Here is a 24,527-nt window from a genome sequence, read left to right as displayed (position 1 = left end):
AATGTAGTAAGTTAGGCCGGTGAATATCATGCGAAGCGCGCGCCAGTAGCGGAGCTTGCTTCAGAGGGTAGTTAATTGAACGACATGGCAAAGAATCTGATCCTGTGGTTGATCATCGCCGCCGTCCTGGTGACGGTGATGAACAACTTCTCCAGCCCTAACGAGCCGCAGACCCTCAACTATTCCGACTTCATCCAGCAAGTTAAGGATGGCAAGGTCGAGCGCGTAGCGGTTGATGGCTACGTGATTACCGGCAAGCGCAACGATGGCGACAGCTTCAAGACCATTCGTCCTGCCATTCAGGACAATGGCCTGATCGGCGACCTGGTGGACAACCACGTGGTGGTCGAAGGCAAGCAGCCTGAACAGCAAAGCATCTGGACTCAACTGCTGGTGGCCAGCTTCCCGATCCTGGTGATCATCGCGGTGTTCATGTTCTTCATGCGCCAGATGCAGGGTGGTGCCGGAGGCAAGGGCGGGCCGATGAGTTTCGGCAAGAGCAAGGCGCGCTTGCTGTCTGAAGATCAGGTGAAAACTACCTTGGCTGACGTTGCCGGTTGCGACGAGGCCAAGGAGGAAGTAGGTGAGTTGGTTGAATTCCTCCGTGACCCAGGCAAGTTCCAGCGTCTGGGCGGTCGTATTCCTCGCGGCGTGTTGATGGTGGGCCCACCAGGTACCGGTAAGACGTTGCTGGCCAAAGCCATCGCTGGTGAAGCCAAGGTGCCGTTCTTCACCATTTCCGGTTCCGACTTCGTCGAGATGTTCGTCGGGGTGGGTGCCAGCCGCGTCCGTGACATGTTCGAGCAAGCCAAGAAGCATGCTCCTTGCATCATCTTCATCGACGAGATCGACGCCGTCGGTCGTCACCGTGGCGCCGGCATGGGCGGCGGTCATGATGAGCGTGAGCAGACCCTCAACCAGTTGCTGGTTGAGATGGATGGCTTCGAAATGAACGACGGCATTATCGTGATCGCCGCGACCAACCGTCCTGACGTACTGGACCCGGCCTTGCTGCGTCCGGGCCGTTTCGACCGTCAGGTCGTGGTTGGCCTGCCGGACATTCGTGGTCGCGAACAGATTCTCAAGGTGCACATGCGTAAAGTGCCAATGGGCGACGACGTTGCACCTGCGGTAATCGCCCGCGGTACCCCGGGTTTCTCCGGTGCCGACCTGGCGAACCTGGTCAACGAGGCCTCGCTGTTTGCGGCGCGTACCGGCAAGCGCATCGTTGAAATGAAGGAATTCGAACTGGCCAAGGACAAGATCATGATGGGCGCGGAGCGCAAATCCATGGTCATGTCCGAAAAAGAGAAGCAGAACACGGCTTATCACGAAGCTGGCCACGCCATTGTTGGTCGTGTCGTGCCCGAGCACGACCCGGTCTACAAGGTGTCGATCATTCCTCGCGGCCGGGCCTTGGGTGTCACCATGTTCCTGCCGGAAGAAGATCGTTACAGCCTCTCCAAGCGTGCCTTGATCAGCCAGATCTGCTCGCTCTACGGCGGTCGTATCGCCGAAGAAATGACCCTTGGCTTCGACGGCGTGACCACCGGCGCCTCCAACGACATCATGCGTGCCAGCCAGATCGCGCGGAACATGGTGACCAAATGGGGTCTTTCCGAGAAGCTTGGTCCGCTGATGTATGCCGAAGAAGAGGGTGAGGTGTTCCTGGGGCGCAGCGCGGGTAGCCAGCATGCGAGCCTGTCTGCGGAAACGGCGAAACTGATCGACTCCGAGGTGCGCAGCATCATCGATCAGTGCTACGGCACCGCCAAGCAGATCCTGACGGACAACCGCGACAAGCTGGACGCCATGGCAGACGCCCTGATGAAGTACGAAACCATCGACGCCGATCAGATCGACGACATCATGGCAGGGCGTACTCCACGCGAGCCTCGTGATTGGGAGGGCGGCTCGGGTACTCCTCCTCCAGTAGTGCAGAATGAGCGTCCGGAAACACCCATTGGCGGCCCAGCAGCCGACCACTAAGGTTTTAAATGACTTCTGTTCCTTCCTCCACCCGGTTGCCTTGCGGCAACCGGGTTCTTGATTTGGCCCATGCACATGTCATGGGCATCTTGAATGTAACTCCCGACTCCTTCTCTGATGGTGGCCGCTTCAGCCAGCTTGATCTGGCTTTGCGGCATGCCGAGGCCATGGTTGCGGCCGGTGCTACGCTGATTGATGTCGGTGGCGAATCCACTCGCCCGGGTGCCCGTGCGGTATCGCCGCTGGAGGAGTTGGAGCGAGTCGCGCCTGTGGTCGAGCGCATCCACCGTGAGTTGGATGTGATCATTTCTGTTGATACCTCGACACCGGCGGTGATGCGTGAAACCGCTCGCCTCGGCGCAGGGCTGATCAATGACGTTCGTTCATTGCGCCGGGAGGGTGCCCTGGATGCGGCGGCGGCCACTGGCTTGCCGGTGTGTCTGATGCACATGCTGGGTGAGCCCGGTGACATGCAGGACAACCCGCATTATCAGGACGTGACCCGAGAGGTTGCCGAGTTCCTGGTTGAGCGCATGGCCCAGTGTGCGTCAGTGGGCATCGGTCCAGAGCGAATTGTGCTCGATCCGGGCTTTGGCTTTGCCAAGACCCTGCAACACAACCTGAGCCTGTTCAAGCATATGGATGCCTTGCATGCACTTGGGCGCCCGTTGTTGGTTGGGGTGTCGCGCAAGAGCATGATTGGCCAGGCCTTGAATCGCCCCGTAGGTGAGCGATTGCACGGCAGTCTGGCGCTAGCGGCCCTGGCAGTGGCCAAGGGCGCGAAAATTATCCGTGTCCATGATGTCGCCGAGACCGTGGATGTGGTGCGAATGATTGCGGCAGTGGAATCCGCCGAATAAGAATGATGGAGTACTTATGACTAAAAAATACTTTGGCACCGACGGTATCCGCGGCCGTGTAGGCGAATTCCCTATCACTCCTGATTTCATGCTCAAGCTCGGCTGGGCCGCCGGCATGGCATTTCGCAGCATGGGCGCCTGCCGCGTGCTGGTGGGCAAGGACACGCGTATCTCCGGGTACATGTTCGAGTCTGCACTGGAGGCCGGGTTGTCTGCAGCCGGTGCTGATGTGATGCTCCTGGGGCCGATGCCGACTCCGGCCATTGCTTACCTGACGCGTACCTTCCATGCGGAGGCGGGCATCGTTATCAGTGCCTCGCACAATCCTCATGATGACAACGGCATCAAGTTCTTCTCGGGCGAAGGCACCAAACTGCCTGACGAGGTCGAGCTGATGATCGAGGAGTTGCTGGATGCGCCGATGACCGTGGTGGAGTCGAGCAAGCTCGGCAAGGTGTCGCGGATCAACGACGCTTCAGGGCGTTATATCGAATTCTGCAAAAGCAGCGTGCCTTCCAGCACCAGCTTCGCTGGTTTGAAAGTTGTTCTCGACTGCGCTCATGGTGCGACCTACAAGGTGGCGCCAAGCGTGTTCCGCGAGTTGGGGGCGCAGGTCACTGTGCTGTCCGCGCAACCCAATGGCTTGAACATCAACGAGAACTGCGGTTCGACTCATATGTCGCAATTGCAAGCGGCGGTCCTGGCAGAGCACGCGGATCTGGGTATTGCCTTTGATGGCGACGGTGACCGGGTGCTCATGGTCGATCAGACTGGCGCGATCGTGGATGGTGATGAGTTGCTGTTCATCATCGCTCGCGACCTGCATGAGCGTGACAAGCTGCAAGGCGGCGTGGTCGGAACGCTCATGAGCAACCTGGGGCTGGAACTGGCCCTGGCGGACTTGGGTATCCCCTTTGTCCGGGCCAACGTCGGTGACCGTTATGTGATCGCCGAGCTGCTGGAGCGCAATTGGCTGGTAGGTGGCGAAAACTCCGGGCACATCGTGTGCTTCCGTCATGCTACTACCGGGGATGCGATCATTGCCGCGCTGCAGGTGCTGATGGCGCTCAAGGCTCGTGGTGAAAGCCTGGCCCAGTCCCGTCAGGGGCTGCGCAAGTGTCCTCAGGTGCTGGTCAATGTGCGCTTTGGCGGCGGTGAGAACCCGGTCGAGCATCCTGCGGTGAAAGAGGCTTGCGAGCGTGTCACGGCCGCTATGGCTGGGCGTGGTCGGGTTCTGTTGCGCAAGTCGGGTACTGAGCCTCTGGTGCGCGTGATGGTTGAAGGCGACGACGAAGCTCAGGTTCGCGCTTATGCCGAAGAGCTGGCGAAACTGGTTGCTGAAGTTTCTGCCTGATTTCGGCTTGCCAGTGTTGTTTTGGTTGGGTAACATCTGCGCCCACTTTGACCGACGAGGTACAGCATGCGTCGCCCTATGGTAGCTGGTAACTGGAAGATGCACGGTACCCGCGCCAGCGTCGCTGAGCTGATCAACGGCCTTCGTCATCTGGCCTTGCCAAGCGGTGTTGATGTCGCGGTATTCCCGCCTTGCTTGCATATCAATCAAGTGATTGATGGCTTGAAGGGTAAGTCGATTCAGGTCGGCGCGCAGAACTCTGCGGTGGAATCCATGCAAGGTGCATTGACGGGCGAGATCGCCCCGAGTCAGTTGGTGGATGCAGGTTGTTCCCTGGTGCTGGTTGGGCACTCCGAGCGCCGCCTGATCATGGGTGAGCGTGACGCGACTCTCAATCGCAAGTTCGCAGCGGCGCAGGCCTGTGGCTTGAAGCCGGTTCTGTGTGTAGGGGAGACCCTCGAGCAGCGCGAAGCCGGGAAGACTCTAGAGGTTGTCGGGCGTCAGCTGGGCAGCATCATCGAAGAGTTGGGTGTTGGTGCGTTCGCCAATGCTGTTATCGCTTACGAGCCGGTCTGGGCCATTGGTACCGGGCTGACTGCGACACCGCAACAGGCGCAGGATGTGCACGCAGCTATCCGCGCGCAGTTGGCGGCAGAAAATTCTGAAGTGGCACGAGGTGTGCGGCTTCTATACGGCGGCAGCGTGAAGGCGGCCAATGCGGTCGAACTGTTCGGCATGCCGGATATCGATGGGGGGCTCATTGGTGGAGCTTCCCTGAATGCAGATGAGTTCGGTGCGATCTGTCGCGCCGCGGGAAACTGAAAAAATGCTGGAAACAGTCGTAGTCGTTTTTCATCTGCTGGGTGCCCTGGGCGTAGTTGCTCTGGTTTTGCTGCAGCAGGGTAAAGGTGCGGATGCTGGCGCGTCTTTCGGTGCAGGTGCTTCAAATACTGTGTTCGGAAGCCAAGGTTCCTCTACCTTTCTTAGTAAGTTTACTGCTATACTTGCCGCCGGTTTCTTCATAACCAGCTTGGGGTTAGGTTACTTTGCTAAAGAGAAAGCTCACCAGCTGACTCAAGTAGGTTTGCCAGATCCAGCAGTGCTTGAAGTACCAAAGCAAAAACCGGCTTCTGATGATGTCCCGGTGCTCCAAGAGCAAAAGTCGGCCAACAGCGCGACTGACGTACCTCCAGCTCCAGAGCAGAAGTAAGAAGAGTTTCACGCAGTAACGTAGTCTATGCCGAGGTGGTGGAATTGGTAGACACGCAACCTTGAGGTGGTTGTGCCCATAGGGTGTAGGGGTTCGAGTCCCCTTCTCGGTACCAATTATCAGGAGAGCCCGCTGTTGCGGGCTTTCTTGTAGGTGGAAGGTTACATTGACCCAAAAAGGGATCAGTCGTATACTTCCGCCCCAGCTTTGTCGCGGGGTGGAGCAGTCTGGTAGCTCGTCGGGCTCATAACCCGAAGGTCGTCGGTTCAAATCCGGCCCCCGCAACCAGTTTTAGCGGAGCCCCTTTTCAGGGGCTTTTTGTTAGCTGGACACTTTACAACGCCGCTATTCAACGGCGTTTCCGGGATGGGCGCTTCGCCCATTTTTTATTTGCACAAGCATGCACGAGGGGGTTCAGGTGTCGAGCAAGCTAGAACAGTTGCAGGCCTTGTTGGCCCCGGTGGTCGTGGCCCTTGGCTATGAATGCTGGGGTATTGAGTTTTCGGCTCAGGGTCGCCACTCATTGTTGCGCGTTTATATCGATAAAGAAGGCGGCGTGCTGGTGGACGATTGCGCCATCGTCAGCCGTCAGATCAGTGGTGTTCTCGACGTAGAAGATCCGATCTCCGTTGAATACACCCTTGAAGTTTCCTCTCCTGGCATGGAACGCCCACTGTTCACTCTTGAACAGTTTGCCAAGTATGTCGGTGAGCAAGTGAAGATCAAACTGCGCTCGCCCTTCGAAGGTCGGCGTAATTTTCAGGGCCTTCTCCGCGGGGTGGAGGAACAGGATGTCGTGGTGCAAGTGGATGACCATGAGTTCCTGTTGCCGATCGATATGATCGACAAGGCCAACATAATTCCCAGTTTTGACTGAGACGCGGATCCCGCGGATCCAATGGCTTGCGAAAGGCGAGGCGTACGATGAGCAAAGAAGTACTGCTGGTTGTTGAGTCGGTATCCAATGAAAAGGGTGTACCGGCAAGCGTAATTTTTGAAGCGCTGGAGCTGGCCCTGGCCACTGCTACCAAGAAGCGTTTTGAGGACGAAGTAGACCTGCGTGTGGAAATCAATCGCCACACCGGTTCCTACGAAACTTTCCGTCGCTGGACGGTGGTCGAAGAAGCCGACCTGGATGATCCAGCGGTCGAGACCTGGTTGAGCAAGGCTCGCGAAACCCATCCCGACGCCAAAGTCGGTGATGTGATCGAAGAAAAGATCGAATCCATCGAGTTCGGCCGCATCGCTGCCCAGACCGCCAAGCAGGTCATCGTGCAGAAGGTTCGCGAAGCCGAGCGCGCACAGGTAGTTGATGCCTATCGCGAGCGCCTGGGGGAAATCATCTCCGGCACCGTGAAAAAAGTGACACGTGACAACGTGATCGTCGACCTGGGTAACAACGCCGAGGCGTTGCTGGCCCGTGAGGACATCATCTCCCGTGAGACTTTCCGGGTTGGCGTGCGCCTGCGCGCGCTGCTCAAGGAAATCCGCACCGAGAACCGCGGCCCGCAGCTGATCCTGTCGCGTACCGCGCCGGAAATGCTGATCGAGCTGTTCCGTATCGAGGTGCCGGAAATTGCCGAAGGCCTGATCGAAGTAATGGCCGCCTCCCGTGATCCGGGTTCGCGGGCCAAGATCGCAGTTCGCTCCAAGGACAAGCGCATCGACCCGCAGGGCGCGTGCATTGGTATGCGCGGTTCGCGCGTCCAGGCCGTTTCCGGTGAGTTGGGTGGCGAGCGTGTGGATATCGTCCTGTGGGATGAGAACCCGGCGCAGTTCGTGATCAACGCCATGTCGCCGGCCGAAGTCGCGGCAATTATCGTCGACGAAGATGCCCATGCCATGGACATCGCCGTTGGCGCAGACAATCTGGCTCAAGCCATCGGTCGTGGTGGTCAGAACGTGCGTCTGGCCAGCCAACTGACTGGCTGGACCCTGAACGTGATGACCGAATCGGACATCCAGGCCAAGCAGCAAGCAGAAACCGGCGACATCCTGCGCAATTTCATCGACGAGCTGGAAGTCGATGAAGAACTGGCACAGGTTCTGGTTGATGAAGGCTTCACCAGCCTGGAAGAGATTGCCTACGTACCGCTGGAAGAAATGCTCAACATCGACGGCTTTGACGAAGACATCGTCAACGAGCTTCGCGCTCGGGCCAAGGATCGCTTGTTGACTAAAGCCATCGCTACTGAGGAAAAGCTGGCAGACGCCCATCCGGCCGAAGACCTGCTCTCGCTTGAGGGTATGGACAAGGATTTGGCGATGGAACTGGCGGTGCGCGGCGTAATTACCCGCGAAGACCTGGCCGAGCAGTCTATTGACGACCTGCTCGACATCGACGGCATTGACGATGATCGTGCCGGCAAGTTGATCATGGCCGCCCGAGCCCACTGGTTCGAGTAATTAGGCGCGGCCTGAGGAGAGAAGTGCATGACGCAAGTCACGGTGAAACAACTGGCCGATGAGGTCAAAACACCGGTAGAGCGCCTGCTGCAGCAGATGCGTGAGGCAGGTCTGCCGCACACCGCCGCCGAGGAACATGTGAGCGACAGTGAGAAGCAGTCGTTGCTGACTCACCTGAAAAGCAGCCACAAGGCGAAAGTGGAAGAACCACGCAAAATTACTTTGCAGCGCAAGACCACCAGCACCCTGCGGGTTGCTGGCAGCAAGAGCATCAGCGTTGAAGTGCGCAAGAAGAAAGTCTTCGTACAGCGCAGCCCGGAAGAAATCGAAGCCGAGCGTCAACGCGAACTGGAAGAACGTCGTGCAGTAGAAAATGCTGCTCGTCAGAAGGCTGAAGAAGAAGCCAAGCGTCGCGCCGAAGAAGAAGCGCGTCGCCAGCCTGCTCCGGTTGCCGAGCCGGTTGCTGCGCAAGCAGCAGCTCCTGCTCCAGCGCCTGTAGTCGAGCCTGTGCAGGAAGCTCCGGTGGCCACTGCGGCTCCAGCAGCTGACGCGCGCAAGAAAGACGAACAGCGCCGTCCGGACAAGACCCGCAACGACGACAACCGTCGTGGCGGCGATGGCGAGCGCAAAAATGCTCCGCATCGTGCTTCGGTCAAGGAAAAGGCGCCAGCTCCGCGCGTTGCCCCACGTACCACCGACGAAGAAAGCGATGGCTTCCGTCGTGGTGGTCGCGGCAAGGCCAAGCTGAAGAAGCGCAATGCTCACGGTTTCCAGAGCCCAACCGGGCCAGTGGTACGTGACGTGCAGATCGGCGAGACCATCACTGTGGGCGAACTGGCCCAGCAGATGTCGGTCAAGGCTGCCGAAGTCATCAAGTTCATGTTCAAGCTGGGTACTCCAGCCACCATCAACCAGGTTCTGGACCAGGAAACTGCCCAGCTGGTTGCTGAAGAACTGGGCCACAAAGTGACCCTGGTCAGCGACACCGCCCTGGAAGATTCCCTGGCCGAGTCCCTGAAGTTCGAAGGTGAAGCGGTTGCCCGTGCGCCGGTCGTGACCGTAATGGGCCACGTTGACCACGGTAAGACCTCGTTGCTGGACTACATCCGTCGCGCCAAAGTGGCCGCGGGCGAGGCCGGCGGCATCACCCAGCACATCGGTGCCTACCACGTAGAAACCGAGCGCGGCATGGTCACCTTCCTCGACACCCCAGGTCACGCCGCGTTTACCGCCATGCGTGCCCGTGGTGCCAAGGCCACCGACATCGTGATCCTGGTGGTTGCAGCGGACGACGGCGTGATGCCGCAGACCGTTGAAGCCGTTCAGCACGCACAAGCTGCCGGCGTTCCGCTGGTGGTTGCGGTGAACAAGATCGACAAGCCGGGCGCCGACCTGGACCGTATCCGCAGTGAGCTTTCGGTTCACGGCGTGACGTCGGAAGACTGGGGTGGTGATACTCCATTCGTACCGGTCTCCGCAAAAATGGGTACCGGTGTCGACGACCTGCTGGAAGCTGTTCTGCTGCAGGCCGAAGTCCTGGAACTCAAGGCGACTCCTTCGGCCCCGGGCCGTGGTGTCGTGGTCGAGTCCCGCCTCGACAAGGGCCGCGGCCCGGTAGCTACCGTGCTGGTTCAGGACGGTACGCTGCGTCAAGGCGACATGGTGCTGGTCGGCTCGAACTATGGCCGCGTGCGCGCCATGCTCGACGAGAACGGCAAGCCAATCAAGGAAGCCGGTCCTTCCATTCCGGTCGAGATCCTCGGCCTGGACGGTACTCCGGACGCTGGCGACGAGATGAGCGTGGTTGCCGACGAGAAGAAAGCCCGTGAAGTGGCTCTGTTCCGTCAAGGCAAGTTCCGCGAGGTCAAGCTGGCCCGTGCTCACGCTGGCAAGCTGGAAAACATCTTCGAAAGCATGGGCCAGGAAGAGAAGAAGACGCTCAACATCGTCCTCAAATCCGACGTCCGTGGTTCGCTGGAAGCTCTGCAAGGCGCTCTGAACGGCCTGGGCAACGACGAAGTGCAAGTGCGCGTAGTGGGCGGCGGCGTCGGTGGTATCACCGAAAGCGACGCCAACCTGGCACTGGCCTCCAACGCTGTACTGTTCGGCTTCAACGTGCGTGCCGACGCCGGCGCACGGAAGATCGTCGAGCAGGAAGGTCTGGATATGCGTTACTACAACGTGATCTACGACATCATCGAAGACGTCAAGAAAGCCCTGACCGGTATGCTGGGCAGCGACGTTCGGGAGAACATCCTGGGTGTTGCCGAAGTTCGCGACGTGTTCCGCTCGCCGAAGTTTGGCGCGATCGCCGGTTGCATGGTCATTGAAGGTGTCGTGCACCGTAACCGTCCAATCCGCGTACTGCGTGAAGACATCGTTATCTTCGAAGGCGAGCTGGAATCCCTGCGTCGCTTCAAGGATGACGCCTCTGAAGTACGTGCCGGCATGGAATGCGGTATCGGCGTGAAGAGCTACAACGACGTCAAAGTCGGCGACAAGATCGAAGTCTTCGAGAAGGTCCAGGTTGCTCGCAGCCTCTAACTCGCGCACTTCAAGAGCCCTGATGGCCGCTCGCATGCAAATGCACGGCGCCCTCGGCGGCCTCTAAACGCAACGCCCGGTCTGGCTTCTGCCAGGCCGGGCGTTTGCCGCTTTCAGACCACACGGGTTTCACCGTGAGGCAGTAACAGGTAACAAGACATGGCAAAAGAATACAGCCGTACCCAACGTATCGGTGATCAGATGCAGCGCGAACTGGCGCAACTGATCCGTCGTGAAGTCAAGGATCCACGCGTCGGTCTAGTGACCATCACCGCCGTGGAAGTCAGCCGCGACGTCGGCCACGCGAAGATCTTCATCACCGTGATGGGCCAGGAAAACGCCGAGCAAATCGCCCAGAGCATCAAGGTGCTGAACTCGGCGGCAGGTTTCCTGCGTATGCAATTGGCCAAGGAAATGAAGCTGCGCAGCGTGCCGCAACTGCACTTCCATTACGACGAGAGCGTCGCCCGCGGGGCGCACCTGTCGGCCCTGATCGAGCGTGCCGTGGCTGAAGACAGCCAGCATGGCGACGCGCCTGCCCCTGAAGACGCCAAGGAGTAAGCGGTGGCTCAGGTCAAGCGTATCCGTCGTAACGTCAGCGGCATCATCCTCCTGGACAAGCCGCTGGGCTTCACCTCCAACGCGGCGCTGCAGAAGGTCCGTTGGCTGCTCAACGCCGAGAAGGCCGGCCACACCGGTAGCCTCGACCCCCTGGCCACCGGCGTTTTGCCGCTGTGCTTTGGCGAGGCCACCAAGTTCTCGCAATACCTGCTCGATTCCGACAAGGGTTACGAAACCCTGGCTCAGTTGGGCAAGACCACCACCACCGCGGACGCTGAAGGCGAAGTTTTGCAGACCCGCGAAGTGACCGTTGGTCGTGCCGATATCGAGGCGGTATTGCCGGAATTTCGTGGCGAAATCAAGCAGATACCGCCGATGTACTCGGCCCTCAAGCGCGATGGCCAGCCACTCTACAAACTGGCTCGTGCAGGGGAAGTGGTGGAGCGCGAACCGCGTTCTGTTACTATTGCGCGCTTGGAATTGCTCGCCTTCGAAGGTGACACTGCTCGCTTGGCGGTGGACTGCAGCAAAGGCACCTATATCCGCACCCTGGTGGAAGATATCGGTGAAAAGCTCGGCTGTGGTGCCTACGTTGCAGAACTGCGACGGACCCAGGCCGGACCTTTCAGCCTGGCGCAGACGGTCACCCTGGAAGAGCTTGAAGCAGTGCACGCCGAAGGCGGCAACGAAGCGGTAGACCGCTTCCTGATGCCATCGGACAGCGGTCTGCTGGATTGGCCGCTGCTGCAGTTCTCGGAGCACAGCGCGTTCTACTGGCTCAATGGCCAGCCGGTACGTGCCCCGGATGCACCGAAGTTCGGCATGGTGCGGGTACAGGATCACAACGGTCGCTTCATTGGTATCGGTGAAGTGAGCGAAGACGGGCGCATCGCGCCGCGTCGACTGATTCGGTCAGAATGACCGGACGAGGGTGGCTGTTAACAGGCACGGTCACTACTCATTTATAGATACAGGGATTTGTCCCTGGCCTGTTGAAACTGTTCTTGAACAGTTTCCTGATATAAGGATTGCCCACATGGCACTCAGCGTTGAAGAAAAAGCTCAGATCGTAACCGACTACCAGCAAGCTGTTGGTGACACTGGTTCGCCAGAAGTGCAAGTTGCACTGCTGACCGCCAACATCAACAAACTGCAAGGTCACTTCAAAGCCAACGGTAAAGACCACCACTCCCGTCGTGGCCTGATCCGCATGGTAAACCAGCGTCGTAAGCTGCTGGACTACCTGAAAGGCAAGGACCTGAGCCGTTACAGCACCCTGATCGGTCGTCTGGGTCTGCGTCGCTAATCAGCGATTGCGCTATGAGGTTGGTTGTTTGCCATGCGTCAGCGGTTTTTCCGCCGGCGTATGGCAGGCTTCCAGCCTCAAGTTTTATCTGCTGCACTGTTTTACCTGGACAATAAAGGCTGGGCCGATTCCCCGCATTGCCCAAGAATTTCGCAAGAATCAAGTTTCCCCAAGAGCCACAAAGAAGGTAGGACACCGTGAACCCGGTAATCAAAAAATTCCAGTTCGGTCAGTCGACCGTAACCCTCGAGACTGGCCGTATCGCCCGTCAGGCCTCCGGCGCAGTATTGGTCACCGTTGACGACGACGTCAGCGTATTGGTGACCGTGGTTGGCGCCAAGCAAGCCGATCCAGGCAAGGGCTTCTTCCCTCTGTCTGTTCACTACCAGGAAAAGACTTACGCTGCCGGTAAGATCCCTGGCGGTTTCTTCAAGCGCGAAGGCCGTCCTTCCGAGAAAGAAACCCTGACCTCGCGTCTGATCGACCGTCCGATCCGCCCTCTGTTCCCAGAAGGCTTCATGAACGAAGTGCAGGTAGTCTGCACCGTGGTTTCCACCAGCAAGAAGACCGATCCGGACATCGCTGCGATGATCGGTACCTCGGCTGCCCTGGCGATCTCCGGCATTCCTTTCGACGGCCCGATCGGCGCCGCTCGCGTGGCATTCCACGAAAGCACCGGTTACCTGCTGAACCCGACCTACGAGCAACTGGCTGCTTCGAGCCTGGACATGGTCGTGGCCGGTACCGAAGAAGCCGTACTGATGGTTGAATCGGAAGCCAAAGAGCTGACCGAAGACCAGATGCTGGGCGCTGTACTGTTCGCCCACGACGAATTCCAGTCGGTGATCAAGGCTGTCAAAGAGCTGGCCGCCGAAGCTGCCAAACCTACCTGGGACTGGGCTGCTGCCCCAGAAGCCACCGAACTGCTGGGCGCTATCCGTGCCGAGTTCGGCGAAGCCATCTCCCAGGCTTACACCATCACCGTCAAGGCCGACCGTTACGCTCGCCTGGGCGAGCTGAAAGACCAGGTCGTCGCCAAGCTCTCCGGTGAAGAAGGCCAGCCTTCGGCGTCCGACGTCAAAGCCGCTTTCGGCGAGATCGAATACCGCACCGTTCGCGAAAACATCGTCAACGGCAAGCCACGTATCGACGGCCGCGACACTCGCACTGTACGTCCGCTGAACATTGAAGTCGGCGTACTGCCCAAGACTCACGGTTCGGCCCTGTTCACCCGTGGCGAAACCCAGGCCCTGGTGGTTGCGACCCTGGGTACTGCCCGTGACGCACAGCTGCTGGACACCCTGGAAGGCGAGAAGAAAGACCCCTTCATGCTGCACTACAACTTCCCTCCGTTCTCGGTGGGCGAGTGTGGTCGCATGGGCGGCGCTGGTCGTCGTGAAATCGGTCACGGCCGTCTGGCCCGTCGTTCGGTCCAGGCCATGCTGCCAGCCGCCGACGTGTTCCCTTACACCATCCGCGTAGTATCGGAAATCACCGAGTCTAACGGTTCCAGCTCCATGGCTTCCGTGTGCGGTGCTTCCCTGGCGCTGATGGACGCTGGTGTACCAATGAAGGCGCCGGTTGCCGGTATCGCCATGGGCCTGGTCAAGGAAGGCGAGAAGTTCGCAGTCCTGACCGACATCCTGGGTGACGAAGACCACCTGGGCGACATGGACTTCAAGGTAGCCGGTACCGCCAAAGGCGTCACCGCGCTGCAGATGGACATCAAGATCAAGGGCATCACCGAAGAGATCATGGAGATCGCCCTGGGCCAGGCCCTGGAAGCTCGCCTGAACATCCTCGGTCAGATGAACCAGATCATCGGTCAGTCCCGTACCGAGCTGTCGGCCAACGCTCCGACCATGATCGCGATGAAGATCGACACCGACAAGATCCGTGACGTCATCGGTAAAGGCGGCGCCACCATCCGCGCGATCTGTGAAGAAACCAAGGCTTCGATCGACATCGAAGACGACGGCTCGATCAAGATCTTCGGCGAAACCAAGGAAGCTGCAGAGGCCGCGCGTCAGCGCGTTCTGGGCATCACCGCGGAAGCCGAGATCGGCAAGATCTACGTCGGCAAGGTTGAGCGCATCGTCGACTTCGGCGCCTTCGTCAACATCCTGCCGGGCAAGGATGGTCTGGTGCACATCTCCATGCTGAGCGACGCTCGCGTTGAGAAAGTCACCGACATCCTGAAAGAAGGCCAGGAAGTGGAAGTGCTGGTACTGGACGTGGACAACCGCGGCCGTATCAAACTGTCCATCAAAGACGTGGCAGCAGCCAAGGCTTCGGGCGTTTAATCACCCTTTAGCCTTACGCTGAACAAGCAGACGCCCCGACTGGTTCGGGGCGTTTTGCTATCTGCAATAAAAGCCTCTCGGTTGCCGGCCCGGGGCGCTGGTGCTAGGTTTTAGCCCACGCCGGTGTAGCTCAGTCGGTAGAGCAGCGCACTCGTAACGCGAAGGTCGCAGGTTCGATTCCTGTCTCCGGCACCAGTTCAGGTTCCAGTGAAGGCTACCAAAATCTCTGGAACCCCCGTAAAACCCGCCTTCTGGCGGGTTTTTTCGTTATGGCGTTCCGTCGGATTCCGACAGCTGCCAGCCGATTTAGGGGTAACGTTTGGGATAAAGTCGATTCGATAAAGGGGTTTACCCTTATGGCTCGTACTACTGTTCCCCTTACTGACACCGCCTGCCGCTCGGCCAAACCTACTGACCGCCCATACAAGCTATTTGACGGTGACGGTCTTTACCTCCTCGTTTACCCCAATGGCCGCAAAGGCTGGCGCTTCCGGTATGTGAAACCGGATGGGCGAGAGGGGCTGACCTCGTTTGGCAACTATCCCGTCATTGGGCTTGCAGATGCTCGGCAGAAGCGTCTGGAGACCAAGCGGATGCTGGCTGAGGGCATTGATCCGATTGCGTCCAAGCAGCAGGCCAAGGCCGAGGCGGTTGTAAGAGGCCACACATTCGAACGCGTTGCCTTGGACTGGCATAAGGAAATGTCCGTGAAGTGGGCACCTGGCCATTCGAGGACCGTGCTGAGTCGCTTGAAGACGCACGTATTCCCGCTGCTAGGCGCACGCGCCATCGTTGATCTGGATACCTTCGACCTCATGCAGCCGCTTGAAGCAATCAAGAAGCGCGGCACGATCGATGTGGCCTTAAGGGTACAAAACTACCTTCAGAGCATCATGCGTGAGGCTAAGCGGCTACGGCTGATCACGGTGAACCCTGCGTATGACCTTGAGGGCTTCATCAGCGCGCCACGGGTTACGCACCGGCCTGCACTCCCGCTCTCACGTCTGCCTGAGTTGATGGACCGCATCGAGAACTACAAAGGGCGCACGCTCACTCGGCTGACAGTCATGCTGTCGCTGCATGTGTTCGTACGCTCCAGCGAATTGCGGTTCGCACGTTGGAGTGAGTTCGACCTGAAGCGCGGTATCTGGGAGATACCGGATACGCGACCCGCGTTGGACGGCGTACCGTATTCGACCAGAGGAACGAAGATGGCGGGTGACATCCATCTTGTCCCTCTGTCACCGCAAGCGGTGGCGTTACTCGAACAGATTCATGCGATCACGGGGTACTTCGATCTGGTGTTCACCAGTGACGCTCGCTCGTGGAAACCTATGTCCGAGAACACGGTCAACAGTGCTCTGCGGAACATGGGCTATGACACCAAGACCGAAATCTGCGGGCATGGCTTCCGGTCCATGGCGTGCAGTGCCTTGGTCGAATCCGGGCTGTGGTCAGAGACGGCTATCGAGCGGCAGATGAGCCACAGGGAGCGCAACAATGTTCGGGCGGCGTATATCCACAAGGCCGAGTTCCTGGAGGAGCGGCGAATGATCATGAGTTGGTGGAGCCGTTACCTCGAAGCGAACCGGCAGGAGCATATCTCGCCGCATGAGTTCGCGAATCAGACCGGGGCAAACGTTTCTAGCCTACGAGCAAGGCGTGGCGCAGTCGAGTGAGCGCACGGCTTTGAAATTTCGGTGATCCGCTTTCCATACGGGTCCATCCAAACAGGGCTGCAAAGCCGCCCTGTTTGGATGGACCTCATCTGAAAAATCAAAAGCACCCAATCTGCCACTGGAAACCACGGGATTCCGTACACGCCCCATGCCATTTTCAACTGCAAAATCCGGCGGGCGAGTCGCTTGACCCTCCTGGATTGCGGGCGTAGAAAAGACAGTGCAAAGGCTGTCGTTGACAGCACCCAGGTGGCCAGAACCTTCGAGGTCACGCCGCTCCCGCGGTGGTTCTCCCCAAGGGCGATTCGCATCCGGCAGCTCGCCCGGTCACTACCCATGTGATGGATGCTCTTACACATATAGCGCTCGTGCGCCAGATACACCGTACCTCGCTGCCCTGCAGCAACCTATCCGCTTGGCCGAATATTGCGCCAACCTGTGCCCGTCTCTTTCTTCTGGAAAGAGACGGGCACTTCTACCACTGCTGCAGCCCGATCGCACAAGGCTTTGCGGCATTTCCCCTCGTGACAATCGGCGTGACAAACGCCGATGTCACCAGCAACAGCGCTGTAGATGATGGTGCCGCAGACCAGGGAATGGACTGCACCTGACTGACAGTCAGGCATGCCCCGGTCATCGCACTGCTGCGTACACTCGGCTCAGGATCTTCAGGCGCTGGTCTCGTCAGCCAATGCAGCCTCCACCCGCCCACCGGTAACGGTGCTCAGGAGGCCAGATCATGAGATGCCCTTGCTCCCGGTCGTAAGGAGCCGCCAGTCCCGCGTAGAGGACATTCCCCACAGGTCGCAGGGGCCTTGATCCCTGATAACACTCAGCATTCTTGGCGGGATGACGTGGGGCGAGGATGGGAGAAGCGGCGATGAGGTGATCGACATGGCATTAGTGGGTAGACGCGATGGTCGTAATTTCGGTTACGGCAGGCAATTGAGTTACGCGGGGCCGCATGCGCTGAAAGACATGTTTGGCGGCGGCCACTACGGCACGGTGAAAGCGCACAGTGATCGATGGTTGGCATTCGTGAAGTGGTGCCGTTCCGAACAGGGGTCAGGTATCAATGATGCGCGGCAGATTGATCGGAAGGTATTGGCCGACTATGCAGCGTATTTGCGCGACGCGGTTGGGCGCGGTGACCTCGCCGTCAGCACCGCACAAAATCGGCTATCCAGCGTTAACAGGACCATGGCGGCGCTTCGCGGTGATCAGTACGTGAAGTTGCCGAGTCCGAGCAAGGCGTTGGGTATGCAGCGCACCGGGGTTCGATATTTAGTGCCGCAGGGCCAAGACCGCGAACAGGTTAAGCAGATTGTCGATGCGCTTAGCAGCCAACATCAGCTACGGGCCGCCGCGATTGTTCTGTTAGCGCGCGCCACCGGTATGCGCTTGCGTGAGGCCATCCTAGCCGACTTGCCACGGCTGAGCCGTGAGGCTAAGGACCTGGGCAGAATCAACATCCAGGATGGCACCAAAGGCGGTCGCGCCGGGGCTTCGGCGCCGCGTTGGATTGCGGTGGACGGCCATGTTCGAGGTGCACTTGAGTTTGCACAGCAGGTGTCGCCTGCGGGTAGTCGCAACTTGATTGCGCCACACGAGAGCTACCTGAGTCTTCTGCAAGAAATTATCCGCCCGGCGCGGGACATACTGCATGCACACAACCTCAAAGGCTTCCATGAGCTACGAGCAGCGTATGCATGCGAGCGTTATGAGCAAATCACCCAACACCCCGCACCTATCAACGGCGGCCAATGTTGCCAGGTAGATAGGCACCTAGATCGTGAGGCCAGAAGGCAAATCAGCTATGAGCTGGGGCACGGTCGGATCGACGTGGTCGCGGCCTACATTGGGGGGCATGCATGAGTAAGCCATTCGACATGGAGCTCTTCTTGGCTGCGGTGCTGACGGGGTCGTACGCAACGCGGCAGCGCCATATACGACAAGCAAAGCTCATCCATGCTGAGATATCAGAACGTTGGCAGCTAGAAATACCTTGGACTTGGCGAAGAAAGCATCTACTTTGGTTTCTGGAGTATCGCCTGACTAGGCGATGCGAGGCGACTAGATATTACTACCTGCTGACCGTACGGCTGATAGCGCGTCGTTTAGAAAGGCCATGGGTCTTCAAGTGCTACTCGAAGATTTGATTTGATAGTAGCGATTGCCCGTTTTCGACATATAGAAGCCTCTTTTCCTAGCTATCTTGTTTTTATTTTGAAGCGAACCCTACGGGCCGCGGCGCCTAGTCGCTGGGGTAGCAGCGACTAGGCTATAATTGAGTTACATCATGGTTTGTGAGATGAAGTGATATGTAGGCGATTAATTACGAAGAAGGGTAGAACTGATTGAAAGAATTCATCATTTGCTCACTAAAATCGCCACCCGTGATGAGTACGCCTAGCTCGCCAAACTCATGCCCCTTTGAAGATGCCGACAGCCAATTTAAACTACTGATTATGAGATTGTTTTGATCCCAAGTGACAAATTTCGCGTGAATTTGTGGGTCATCTGCCTTGGTTATGACGAAACCAAGGTTTCGTAACTCTGCGTTTACTGAGTTAGCATCTCTGTTCTTCATGGCGCCACTGGCGCGTCCGTAAGCAACTTTTACGGTCAAATTTGGATTTTCGCGTTTGGCGGCTAAAAGTGGTGTCAGGATTGGGCGCTCTGCGGCAAAGCTGAAGCGGTGGCTGCAGATAAAAAAATCACTAGTAACGGAATCGCTGGCGTTTTTTATGGTTTGATGATGCTCGGCGGAGGTCAATAGTTGCACCGAGATGGGATTTTTTACGGTATTTTTGTTTAATTCAGATAGTGAGTAAATTCTGGCTGCTTCTACTGCTAACTCACGACTCAATATGTTTGAGACCCCGTACCGACCTGTTGCTAGATCAGACGCAATGTTAAGAGCATCGGCGACAATAGCTAGGTCTTTGATTTGAACCGATGCCTCAAATCTGTTGAATTGCGTAGATAGCCAATTGCATGAGCCTATTGTTAACTGCCAAGAATCGTCTGGCGTATCATGTATGATGAATTTTGAGTGGGAGCCGGTTGGTACAGAGTGGAAATTTATTTGAGTTGATAGGCCCTCGGAATTGATGCGCTCTTGGAAGGACTTAATGCACTCTACTAATTCGTTGTACTGTTGTACGCGGCTTGTTTGTTCAGGTTCGGTTTGCCCCCACAAGATATCAATCTTGGTGCGATTCCTAGCGGCCTCCAATAGGTCAGGAAATAATGTTTCTACTGTTGATGGGTTTATAAAGGTAGAGTGTATTATTAGGCGGGTGTTTGCTGTTTTTATGGATTCAGTCAAATGTTTTTGGTGCTCGCTACCATCGGTTATTACTTTGATTAAGCTTTCGTCGACCTTGCGCGCTTTAAAGTTAGTGTCAATAGATTCTGTTTCGTAAACGCCACTTTTACTATTTTTTGATAAAGTATGGAGTGAGTGTTGTGTAAGGGATTGTCGTTGATTTTCCGCTGCGTGGATTATTGCTTCTTTGAGCAGCGGTGATATTTCTGGGATTCCGGAGATTTGATTGTCTGAGTCAACGCATGCAAGCATGTATCTCAGAGAGTCGCTAAAGTTTTCCTTAATGAATTCGTCTTCAATTCCGACAATTTGTTCATTTTCGTTGGGTAGGCAGTTTAATATTTCTGTTAATAGTGGTGCGTATTTTGGTTGCTTGATTTTGAGCTCGGTAAAATTGCCTCCATACTGTTTGGCTAGACTGTTGGCTTTTGCTGATTTATATATCAGGTAGTTTTGTTTTCTTTTTTTCTTTTCAAATTTATAGCACTCTCCAGTGACTGGGTCTATCAGGAAGCTTCTTACGGCGCTGATTGGTTCTTGGCTAGAAGGTAGCTCTTCGTCGCTAGATACCGCTTTACCTCTGTCTGTCAGGGCGAAGAGAAATTCACTGTTAGAGTTTATAATTTCTACCCAGCCGGCTTTCATTAAAGGTATAAGGATTTCGATTATAAGCTGCCTTGGTAGTTGCGATTCATTTGAAATTATTTCCGAGGACTTAGGCTTTTCTAAAAGAGAAATCAAAATCAAAAGATCAATAGCGCCCCATTTTGTTGAGCGCAATACTTTCAATCGAAATGAGCCGTATCCAAAAGGAACTTTTACGAAAATTTTTTGCTGATTATTTATCTTTGTCATTGTTAACGTTTTCCGGATTGAGGAGTTGGTTCGTAAAAAGCGCTAGAGCCAATGAACGTGACCTCACGTCTACTCCTCAACTCTTCCAGTTTTTTGACAAGCTTGGGTAGGAACTCGTTGTTTAAGTTGCCGCGATCAACCTCTTCGGATTGTATTTTTTTTGACCAGTGAGTAATGAACTCATAAGATCCAATGATTACTAGTTGGTGCTTTGCCCTACTAAGTAAAACGTTCATTCGCCTGCTGTCCAGCAGGATTCCTAAAGCGCTAAGAGGGTATGAGTCGCTATTGTTGCGGGCCAGTGAGACAACTGTTAAATCTGCTTCTGCCCCTTGGAATCCATCTACAGTGCTGCAAAAAGTAGGGAGGTCATCAGGTTTTGAGAAATAGTCTAAGTTTCTAAGGTCTCGCTTGTTTCTGTCGAGCGCGATCGAAATCTTCTCGATTTGTTTGTTGTATGGAGAGAGTAAGGCAAGCTTGGGTGATTTTGAGTTTCCGTTTTTCTTACGCAGGCTTTTAAGCAGATTAATTAATACTTTTACTTCATATGGGTTGTGCCATTGGGGCTTTTTGTCTCCCGAGTCGATTTTTTTGTTGGCTTGTACGTCGGGGGTTTCAATCCATATAATCGGGGAGTCGTTGATTTCGTCTATATTGTTTGTTTGGAAGTAAAATGGCTTATTAGCTTTGGTGTAATATTGTTTTTTTTCTTCCGAGGTATCTAGGTCTTTTTTATAGAACACATGCGATATCACCTCCGCGATTACAGGATGCATTCTATGCTGGATAGTGAGCATGCTTGCGATAGGTTTGTGACGTCGATCATGGCCGTAGTGTTTGCTCGATCTTGCTAACGCAATCTCTTCCTCTGCGATCAAGTTTTCGAATAGCAAGTGAAGTCGCAAGGCAGATTTGCAGATTGTTTCTAATTCAACTTCTGACAGCAGGTCAACATTTTCCTGACTGAATTGTGTTTTTATATATTCTCCTTTTATATTGTTGTTGTATATTTCTTGCGAGAATTGCAATGATTTTTTTAAACTTTCCGTATTGCCTAGCGCTTTCCTCATTACCTCGGAGGCGTAAGGTGGTAATTGTTTATGGTCACCTATCATAAGGCGGCGGTGAGAAAGTAATAGTGGGCTGAGGAGTTCAATTCCGGTGACTTTTCCAGTTTCTTCCATTATGGACCAGTCAAATTGTGAGTTTGATTTTATGAGGTCTTCTACCTGCTTTGAGTTTGTCGTCGCGAAAACAAGGTTCGCCGACTTTAGAAGCTGGCTTACCAACGTGCTGCGTCCAGATCTGTTTCCGGGGTTACTAAGAGCTAGAACATTGTTCTTGGTGCTCTGGGACGGGCTGGATAGGAAAAGTTGGCTGGATACTAATTTGTCGATTTGCTCTCGAGCAATTTCGTCAACTTTTAAGTTTGGGTCTAGGTCATCTTCTGGTGATCCATTTTTGACGCAGCTGATTACTAGTAGTTCTTCTCCATTACCCTCTCCGTTGCTTAGAGCTTTACAGACTTCGTTGTAGAGGTGGTGAACGGTTGAATGACTTTGTGCTGTAAGTAATAGGCGGCTATTGGGTTCGCTTGTAAAGGCTTGCTGTACCAGTGTGGTGACTAAGTAAGTCTTGCCTACGCCGGGAGGACCTTGAACTAGATATAGTGGTAAGGTTTTTACTATTCGCTTGAATACAGCTTTTTTAGATTCATCTAATTCGTCATATGATGGGTGAATTTTAGAGTGCTCATGGGAGTTCATTATCCTGTTGTGAGGCGAACTCAGCAGGGCGATTAGCTCGTCATGCTGGCTTAATGCATCAATTGCCGCAGCTCTTCGTCCTAGTTGGCTAATAGTTCCTTGAGTTGAACTAGTGATAATGAATGGGTTTTTGTATTCTGGATTCACTGCGTTGGTTGTAAATTCATAAATATAGTCGCCGTCTTCAAATTTCGCGGACAGGAAATCAAGCGATATTTCATGGTCTTCTTCGTTAAAGTTTGAGTTGCTCAGCAGTAGCCATCTAGAATATTCGCCACTGTTCTTAAATAACTGTTTTAATCTGACTCCAGGGCTTTTTATTGAGAGGCTTTGCGAAATGGCTTCTGCTTCAATGTCATATCTGGTGCGAAGCTTAACATTGCATAGCGCGGGGTCATCTTCATCTATCGAAAAAGATAATATCTCTATTGGGTATATTTCAGATTTGGCAAATGCTATTTCGGTAAGGTGATATGCTGCAAATCCTGCCGTAAGTTTTTCTGTTTCATCGCTTGCCGCGGCGGGGGTTTCAAGTTGGTTAACATATTCTTCCCAGCTATAAGGGCAGGAATTTTCGATCTCCAATCTGTTTGAATGTAAGAAGCAATTTATATTTCTTTTTATAGCTATTTTTAGGTTTTTTTGGTCGAGTTTAGTAGGTGGGCGTAGATATGCTGAGTGACAAAATGCTGTTGACCAACTGCCCTCTAGATCAGTTCGGTTGCTTTTGTTTTTACCTATAATATACGTAAGCTGGCAGCCAAAAAGTAAGTGCTCCGTATCACCGTTTCTATGGCATACCTTTGTCATGTATGGATTTTCTAAGTCCTGTTTGATAAAGGCAAGTAATTCAGGAGTGTCTGCTTCTGATAGAGAAATTCCATGATTTTCAAAGAAGATAGACTGTACGGCGTTAAATATTGATGTTTTCCCTTGGTTGCTCTGTCCGCTGGTTGTCATGTTGAAGAGAAACGCTACGACCAATGCATTTGGGTTTTTATCTAGCAGGCTGTTTAATTCTGCTAGTATATTCTGAATTTTCGATATCGCAACTTCGGAATTGATAATCTTGTGTGATAAATTTTTATCAATATTGATGACGCCCATCAATCCTCTGATGAGTACTAGCTCATTGATTGTTAGCTCTGTCTCTTCAATGAGTTGTTCGATAGGGTAGTGGTTGTTTGATATTGATTCGCTACGAATTTTGAAAATATTGGCGAGTAAGTAGCCGAGATCTACCCAGTCAGTAAGGAAGGAAAAGTTTGCTTTGCTTCCGATATGATCACTTTTGGATGGATTATCTTCAGATATTCTCTGCATCCTAATGGACCATTCGAAGCCGGTAAGCTGAAAATCACAATTTGCAGTTGGGTCGGTTAGTATGGAGTCGAGATTTAGATGGCGGTGGAGCAATCCCTGTGAGTGAAGTATTCCTATTGCTGAAGCAATTCGTATAATATTCTTCCATAGCCTTATCCTGTTTTCTATTGATCGTGGGTTGTACATCCATGGTTTTTGGAGGGATAGAGTTCTGCTAGTGTTTTTATAGTGGAATGACAGCGGAAGACGAGATCCCGTTTCAAGGACTAAATAGAATCCATGATCGTCGATATGAGACTCTTGAATTGGTGATATGTAATCTCCGACACCTGGGCAACCTCTTAGTCGATGCAGTTGCCTTGTTTCATACAGCCATATCTCTTTGAGTATTTCTGTTTTGTCGTCGTCACGATTCAACCAGTATTTGATTATTACTAGTTTTCCTGAAATCTCAGCGGCAATTAAACCCGGTTTGCCATGGTTGAAGTCGTAATCCTGTATCTGTATCTGGTCGCTGAATTTAGAAAAAAAAGGCAAGCTAATTACATCATGCATTATCAATCTCCGTGATCCCAGCAATAGGGGGCGATTGAATGCTATATCAGGATGGTGTCCTAGTGCCACTAGCGGCCCATGTGGGTAGTAGCCATTTACAGCATGTGCACGGGGAGCACGTTGGCTTGATGTAGTGCGGGCTACGTCAAAGAATGGCTGGGCGTAGCTGATGTCACTGGCTCGACCGCCAGGCAGAAGGAAGCGCAACGCCATCTCGTTGGAGCCGCAGAAGGGTTGTCAGGCCGCCGCGACTATGGCCTAGAGAGTGCTCTGCATGCTCGTCAGCCCTCTTTTTCCGATCGCCAGATGGAGCTCGGGCTGCGCGTACAATCTAGGTTTGAAGGTCGATCAAACCTTCCTCATTCAGTCTCAGGTGAAAACATTGGAGCATCTGATCGAATGTTCCATGACTCCGCCATGGATGTGAAGAAAGAAGGCTTCGAGTCGCCCTGCATCGCTTGCTCAGCGGAACGCGGCGCACTTGG

General features: G+C 54.7%; 17 protein-coding genes and 3 tRNA genes. 18 read left to right on the top strand and 2 right to left on the bottom strand.

What is annotated here, in order from left to right:
- The first annotated feature begins 84 nt into the window (after nucleotides 1–84).
- The 18 genes from ftsH (at nucleotide 85) to ACUXVH_RS09115 (ending at nucleotide 18,371) form a co-directional block, all read left to right on the top strand.
- Complete coding sequence (gene ftsH, locus ACUXVH_RS09200; RefSeq protein WP_011059197.1) at nucleotides 85–1,989, top strand: ATP-dependent zinc metalloprotease FtsH; 1,905 nt, start codon at nucleotides 85–87, stop codon at nucleotides 1,987–1,989.
- An 8-nt stretch (nucleotides 1,990–1,997) separates the two neighbouring features.
- Nucleotides 1,998–2,849: a dihydropteroate synthase gene (gene folP, locus ACUXVH_RS09195; protein ID WP_011059198.1), complete on the top strand. Its 852-nt coding sequence runs from the start codon at nucleotides 1,998–2,000 to the stop codon at nucleotides 2,847–2,849.
- Between the two features lie 16 nt (nucleotides 2,850–2,865).
- On the top strand, nucleotides 2,866–4,203 hold the full coding sequence (glmM, locus tag ACUXVH_RS09190; RefSeq protein WP_011059199.1) for a phosphoglucosamine mutase: 1,338 nt from the start codon (nucleotides 2,866–2,868) through the stop codon (nucleotides 4,201–4,203).
- Nucleotides 4,204–4,269: 66 nt separating this feature from the next.
- The gene (gene tpiA, locus ACUXVH_RS09185; protein WP_015634119.1) at nucleotides 4,270–5,025 is read left to right on the top strand and encodes a triose-phosphate isomerase; all 756 of its coding nucleotides are present in this window, start codon (nucleotides 4,270–4,272) and stop codon (nucleotides 5,023–5,025) included.
- Between the two features lie 4 nt (nucleotides 5,026–5,029).
- Nucleotides 5,030–5,413 (top strand): preprotein translocase subunit SecG, encoded by a 384-nt coding sequence (secG, locus tag ACUXVH_RS09180; RefSeq protein ID WP_015634120.1) that lies wholly within the window; start codon nucleotides 5,030–5,032, stop codon nucleotides 5,411–5,413.
- 29 nt (nucleotides 5,414–5,442) lie between these two features.
- Nucleotides 5,443–5,528 (top strand) — tRNA-Leu (locus tag ACUXVH_RS09175).
- A 96-nt stretch (nucleotides 5,529–5,624) separates the two neighbouring features.
- Nucleotides 5,625–5,701: transfer RNA gene (locus tag ACUXVH_RS09170), tRNA-Met, on the top strand.
- A 130-nt stretch (nucleotides 5,702–5,831) separates the two neighbouring features.
- Nucleotides 5,832–6,290 carry a ribosome maturation factor RimP gene (rimP, locus tag ACUXVH_RS09165; protein ID WP_041120545.1) on the top strand — a complete coding sequence of 153 codons (459 nt, stop codon included), beginning with the start codon at nucleotides 5,832–5,834 and terminating at the stop codon, nucleotides 6,288–6,290.
- Between the two features lie 47 nt (nucleotides 6,291–6,337).
- On the top strand, nucleotides 6,338–7,819 hold the full coding sequence (gene nusA / locus ACUXVH_RS09160; protein ID WP_011059201.1) for a transcription termination factor NusA: 1,482 nt from the start codon (nucleotides 6,338–6,340) through the stop codon (nucleotides 7,817–7,819).
- 27 nt (nucleotides 7,820–7,846) lie between these two features.
- On the top strand, nucleotides 7,847–10,363 hold the full coding sequence (infB, locus tag ACUXVH_RS09155) for a translation initiation factor IF-2 (RefSeq protein WP_011059202.1): 2,517 nt from the start codon (nucleotides 7,847–7,849) through the stop codon (nucleotides 10,361–10,363).
- Between the two features lie 159 nt (nucleotides 10,364–10,522).
- Nucleotides 10,523–10,924: a 30S ribosome-binding factor RbfA gene (gene rbfA, locus ACUXVH_RS09150; RefSeq protein WP_011059203.1), complete on the top strand. Its 402-nt coding sequence runs from the start codon at nucleotides 10,523–10,525 to the stop codon at nucleotides 10,922–10,924.
- A gap of 3 nt (nucleotides 10,925–10,927) precedes the next feature.
- Nucleotides 10,928–11,845, top strand: a complete 918-nt coding sequence (truB, locus tag ACUXVH_RS09145) for a tRNA pseudouridine(55) synthase TruB (protein WP_011059204.1) — start codon at nucleotides 10,928–10,930, stop codon at nucleotides 11,843–11,845.
- Nucleotides 11,846–11,960: 115 nt separating this feature from the next.
- Entirely contained in the window at nucleotides 11,961–12,230 is a 270-nt protein-coding gene (rpsO, locus tag ACUXVH_RS09140; protein ID WP_011059205.1) for a 30S ribosomal protein S15, read from the top strand.
- 197 nt (nucleotides 12,231–12,427) lie between these two features.
- Nucleotides 12,428–14,533, top strand: coding sequence for a polyribonucleotide nucleotidyltransferase (pnp, locus tag ACUXVH_RS09135; protein WP_015634122.1), 2,106 nt, complete (start codon nucleotides 12,428–12,430; stop codon nucleotides 14,531–14,533).
- A 119-nt stretch (nucleotides 14,534–14,652) separates the two neighbouring features.
- Nucleotides 14,653–14,728 (top strand) — tRNA-Thr (locus ACUXVH_RS09130).
- 161 nt (nucleotides 14,729–14,889) lie between these two features.
- Nucleotides 14,890–16,212: a tyrosine-type recombinase/integrase gene (locus ACUXVH_RS09125; RefSeq protein ID WP_065364745.1), complete on the top strand. Its 1,323-nt coding sequence runs from the start codon at nucleotides 14,890–14,892 to the stop codon at nucleotides 16,210–16,212.
- 894 nt (nucleotides 16,213–17,106) lie between these two features.
- On the top strand, nucleotides 17,107–18,087 hold the full coding sequence (locus ACUXVH_RS09120; RefSeq protein ID WP_065364744.1) for an integrase domain-containing protein: 981 nt from the start codon (nucleotides 17,107–17,109) through the stop codon (nucleotides 18,085–18,087).
- A complete protein-coding gene (locus ACUXVH_RS09115) occupies nucleotides 18,084–18,371 on the top strand; it encodes a hypothetical protein (protein WP_065364630.1) in 288 nt (95 codons plus the stop codon). Before ACUXVH_RS09120 ends, ACUXVH_RS09115 begins: the two co-directional genes overlap by 4 nt.
- 176 nt (nucleotides 18,372–18,547) lie before the next feature.
- Here the strand turns inward: ACUXVH_RS09115 and ACUXVH_RS09110 are convergent, their stop codons facing one another.
- Nucleotides 18,548–20,398: a phospholipase D-like domain-containing protein gene (locus ACUXVH_RS09110; protein ID WP_065364629.1), complete on the bottom strand. Its 1,851-nt coding sequence runs from the start codon at nucleotides 20,396–20,398 to the stop codon at nucleotides 18,548–18,550.
- Nucleotides 20,399–20,400: 2 nt separating this feature from the next.
- Nucleotides 20,401–24,042, bottom strand: coding sequence for an AAA domain-containing protein (locus ACUXVH_RS09105; protein WP_305955116.1), 3,642 nt, complete (start codon nucleotides 24,040–24,042; stop codon nucleotides 20,401–20,403).
- Nucleotides 24,043–24,527: the final 485 nt, after the last annotated feature.

The sequence above is a fragment of the Pseudomonas sp. 8(2025) genome (genome assembly GCF_052665325.1).
This window is presented reverse-complemented; position numbering and strand designations above follow the sequence as displayed.

What these genes read in the sequence shown, in the direction of transcription:
- ACUXVH_RS09115 (WP_065364630.1), top strand. Translation starts at nt 18,084, where the DNA reads ATGAGTAAGCCATTCGACATGGAGCTCTTCTTGGCTGCGGTGCTGACG.
- nusA (WP_011059201.1), top strand. Translation starts at nt 6,338, where the DNA reads ATGAGCAAAGAAGTACTGCTGGTTGTTGAGTCGGTATCCAATGAAAAG.
- rpsO (WP_011059205.1), top strand. Translation starts at nt 11,961, where the DNA reads ATGGCACTCAGCGTTGAAGAAAAAGCTCAGATCGTAACCGACTACCAG.
- secG (WP_015634120.1), top strand. Translation starts at nt 5,030, where the DNA reads ATGCTGGAAACAGTCGTAGTCGTTTTTCATCTGCTGGGTGCCCTGGGC.
- ACUXVH_RS09125 (WP_065364745.1), top strand. Translation starts at nt 14,890, where the DNA reads ATGGCTCGTACTACTGTTCCCCTTACTGACACCGCCTGCCGCTCGGCC.
- rbfA (WP_011059203.1), top strand. Translation starts at nt 10,523, where the DNA reads ATGGCAAAAGAATACAGCCGTACCCAACGTATCGGTGATCAGATGCAG.
- infB (WP_011059202.1), top strand. Translation starts at nt 7,847, where the DNA reads ATGACGCAAGTCACGGTGAAACAACTGGCCGATGAGGTCAAAACACCG.
- ftsH (WP_011059197.1), top strand. Translation starts at nt 85, where the DNA reads ATGGCAAAGAATCTGATCCTGTGGTTGATCATCGCCGCCGTCCTGGTG.
- ACUXVH_RS09105 (WP_305955116.1), bottom strand. Translation starts at nt 24,042, where the DNA reads ATGCATGATGTAATTAGCTTGCCTTTTTTTTCTAAATTCAGCGACCAG.
- ACUXVH_RS09110 (WP_065364629.1), bottom strand. Translation starts at nt 20,398, where the DNA reads ATGACAAAGATAAATAATCAGCAAAAAATTTTCGTAAAAGTTCCTTTT.
- tpiA (WP_015634119.1), top strand. Translation starts at nt 4,270, where the DNA reads ATGCGTCGCCCTATGGTAGCTGGTAACTGGAAGATGCACGGTACCCGC.
- ACUXVH_RS09120 (WP_065364744.1), top strand. Translation starts at nt 17,107, where the DNA reads ATGGCATTAGTGGGTAGACGCGATGGTCGTAATTTCGGTTACGGCAGG.
- folP (WP_011059198.1), top strand. Translation starts at nt 1,998, where the DNA reads ATGACTTCTGTTCCTTCCTCCACCCGGTTGCCTTGCGGCAACCGGGTT.
- glmM (WP_011059199.1), top strand. Translation starts at nt 2,866, where the DNA reads ATGACTAAAAAATACTTTGGCACCGACGGTATCCGCGGCCGTGTAGGC.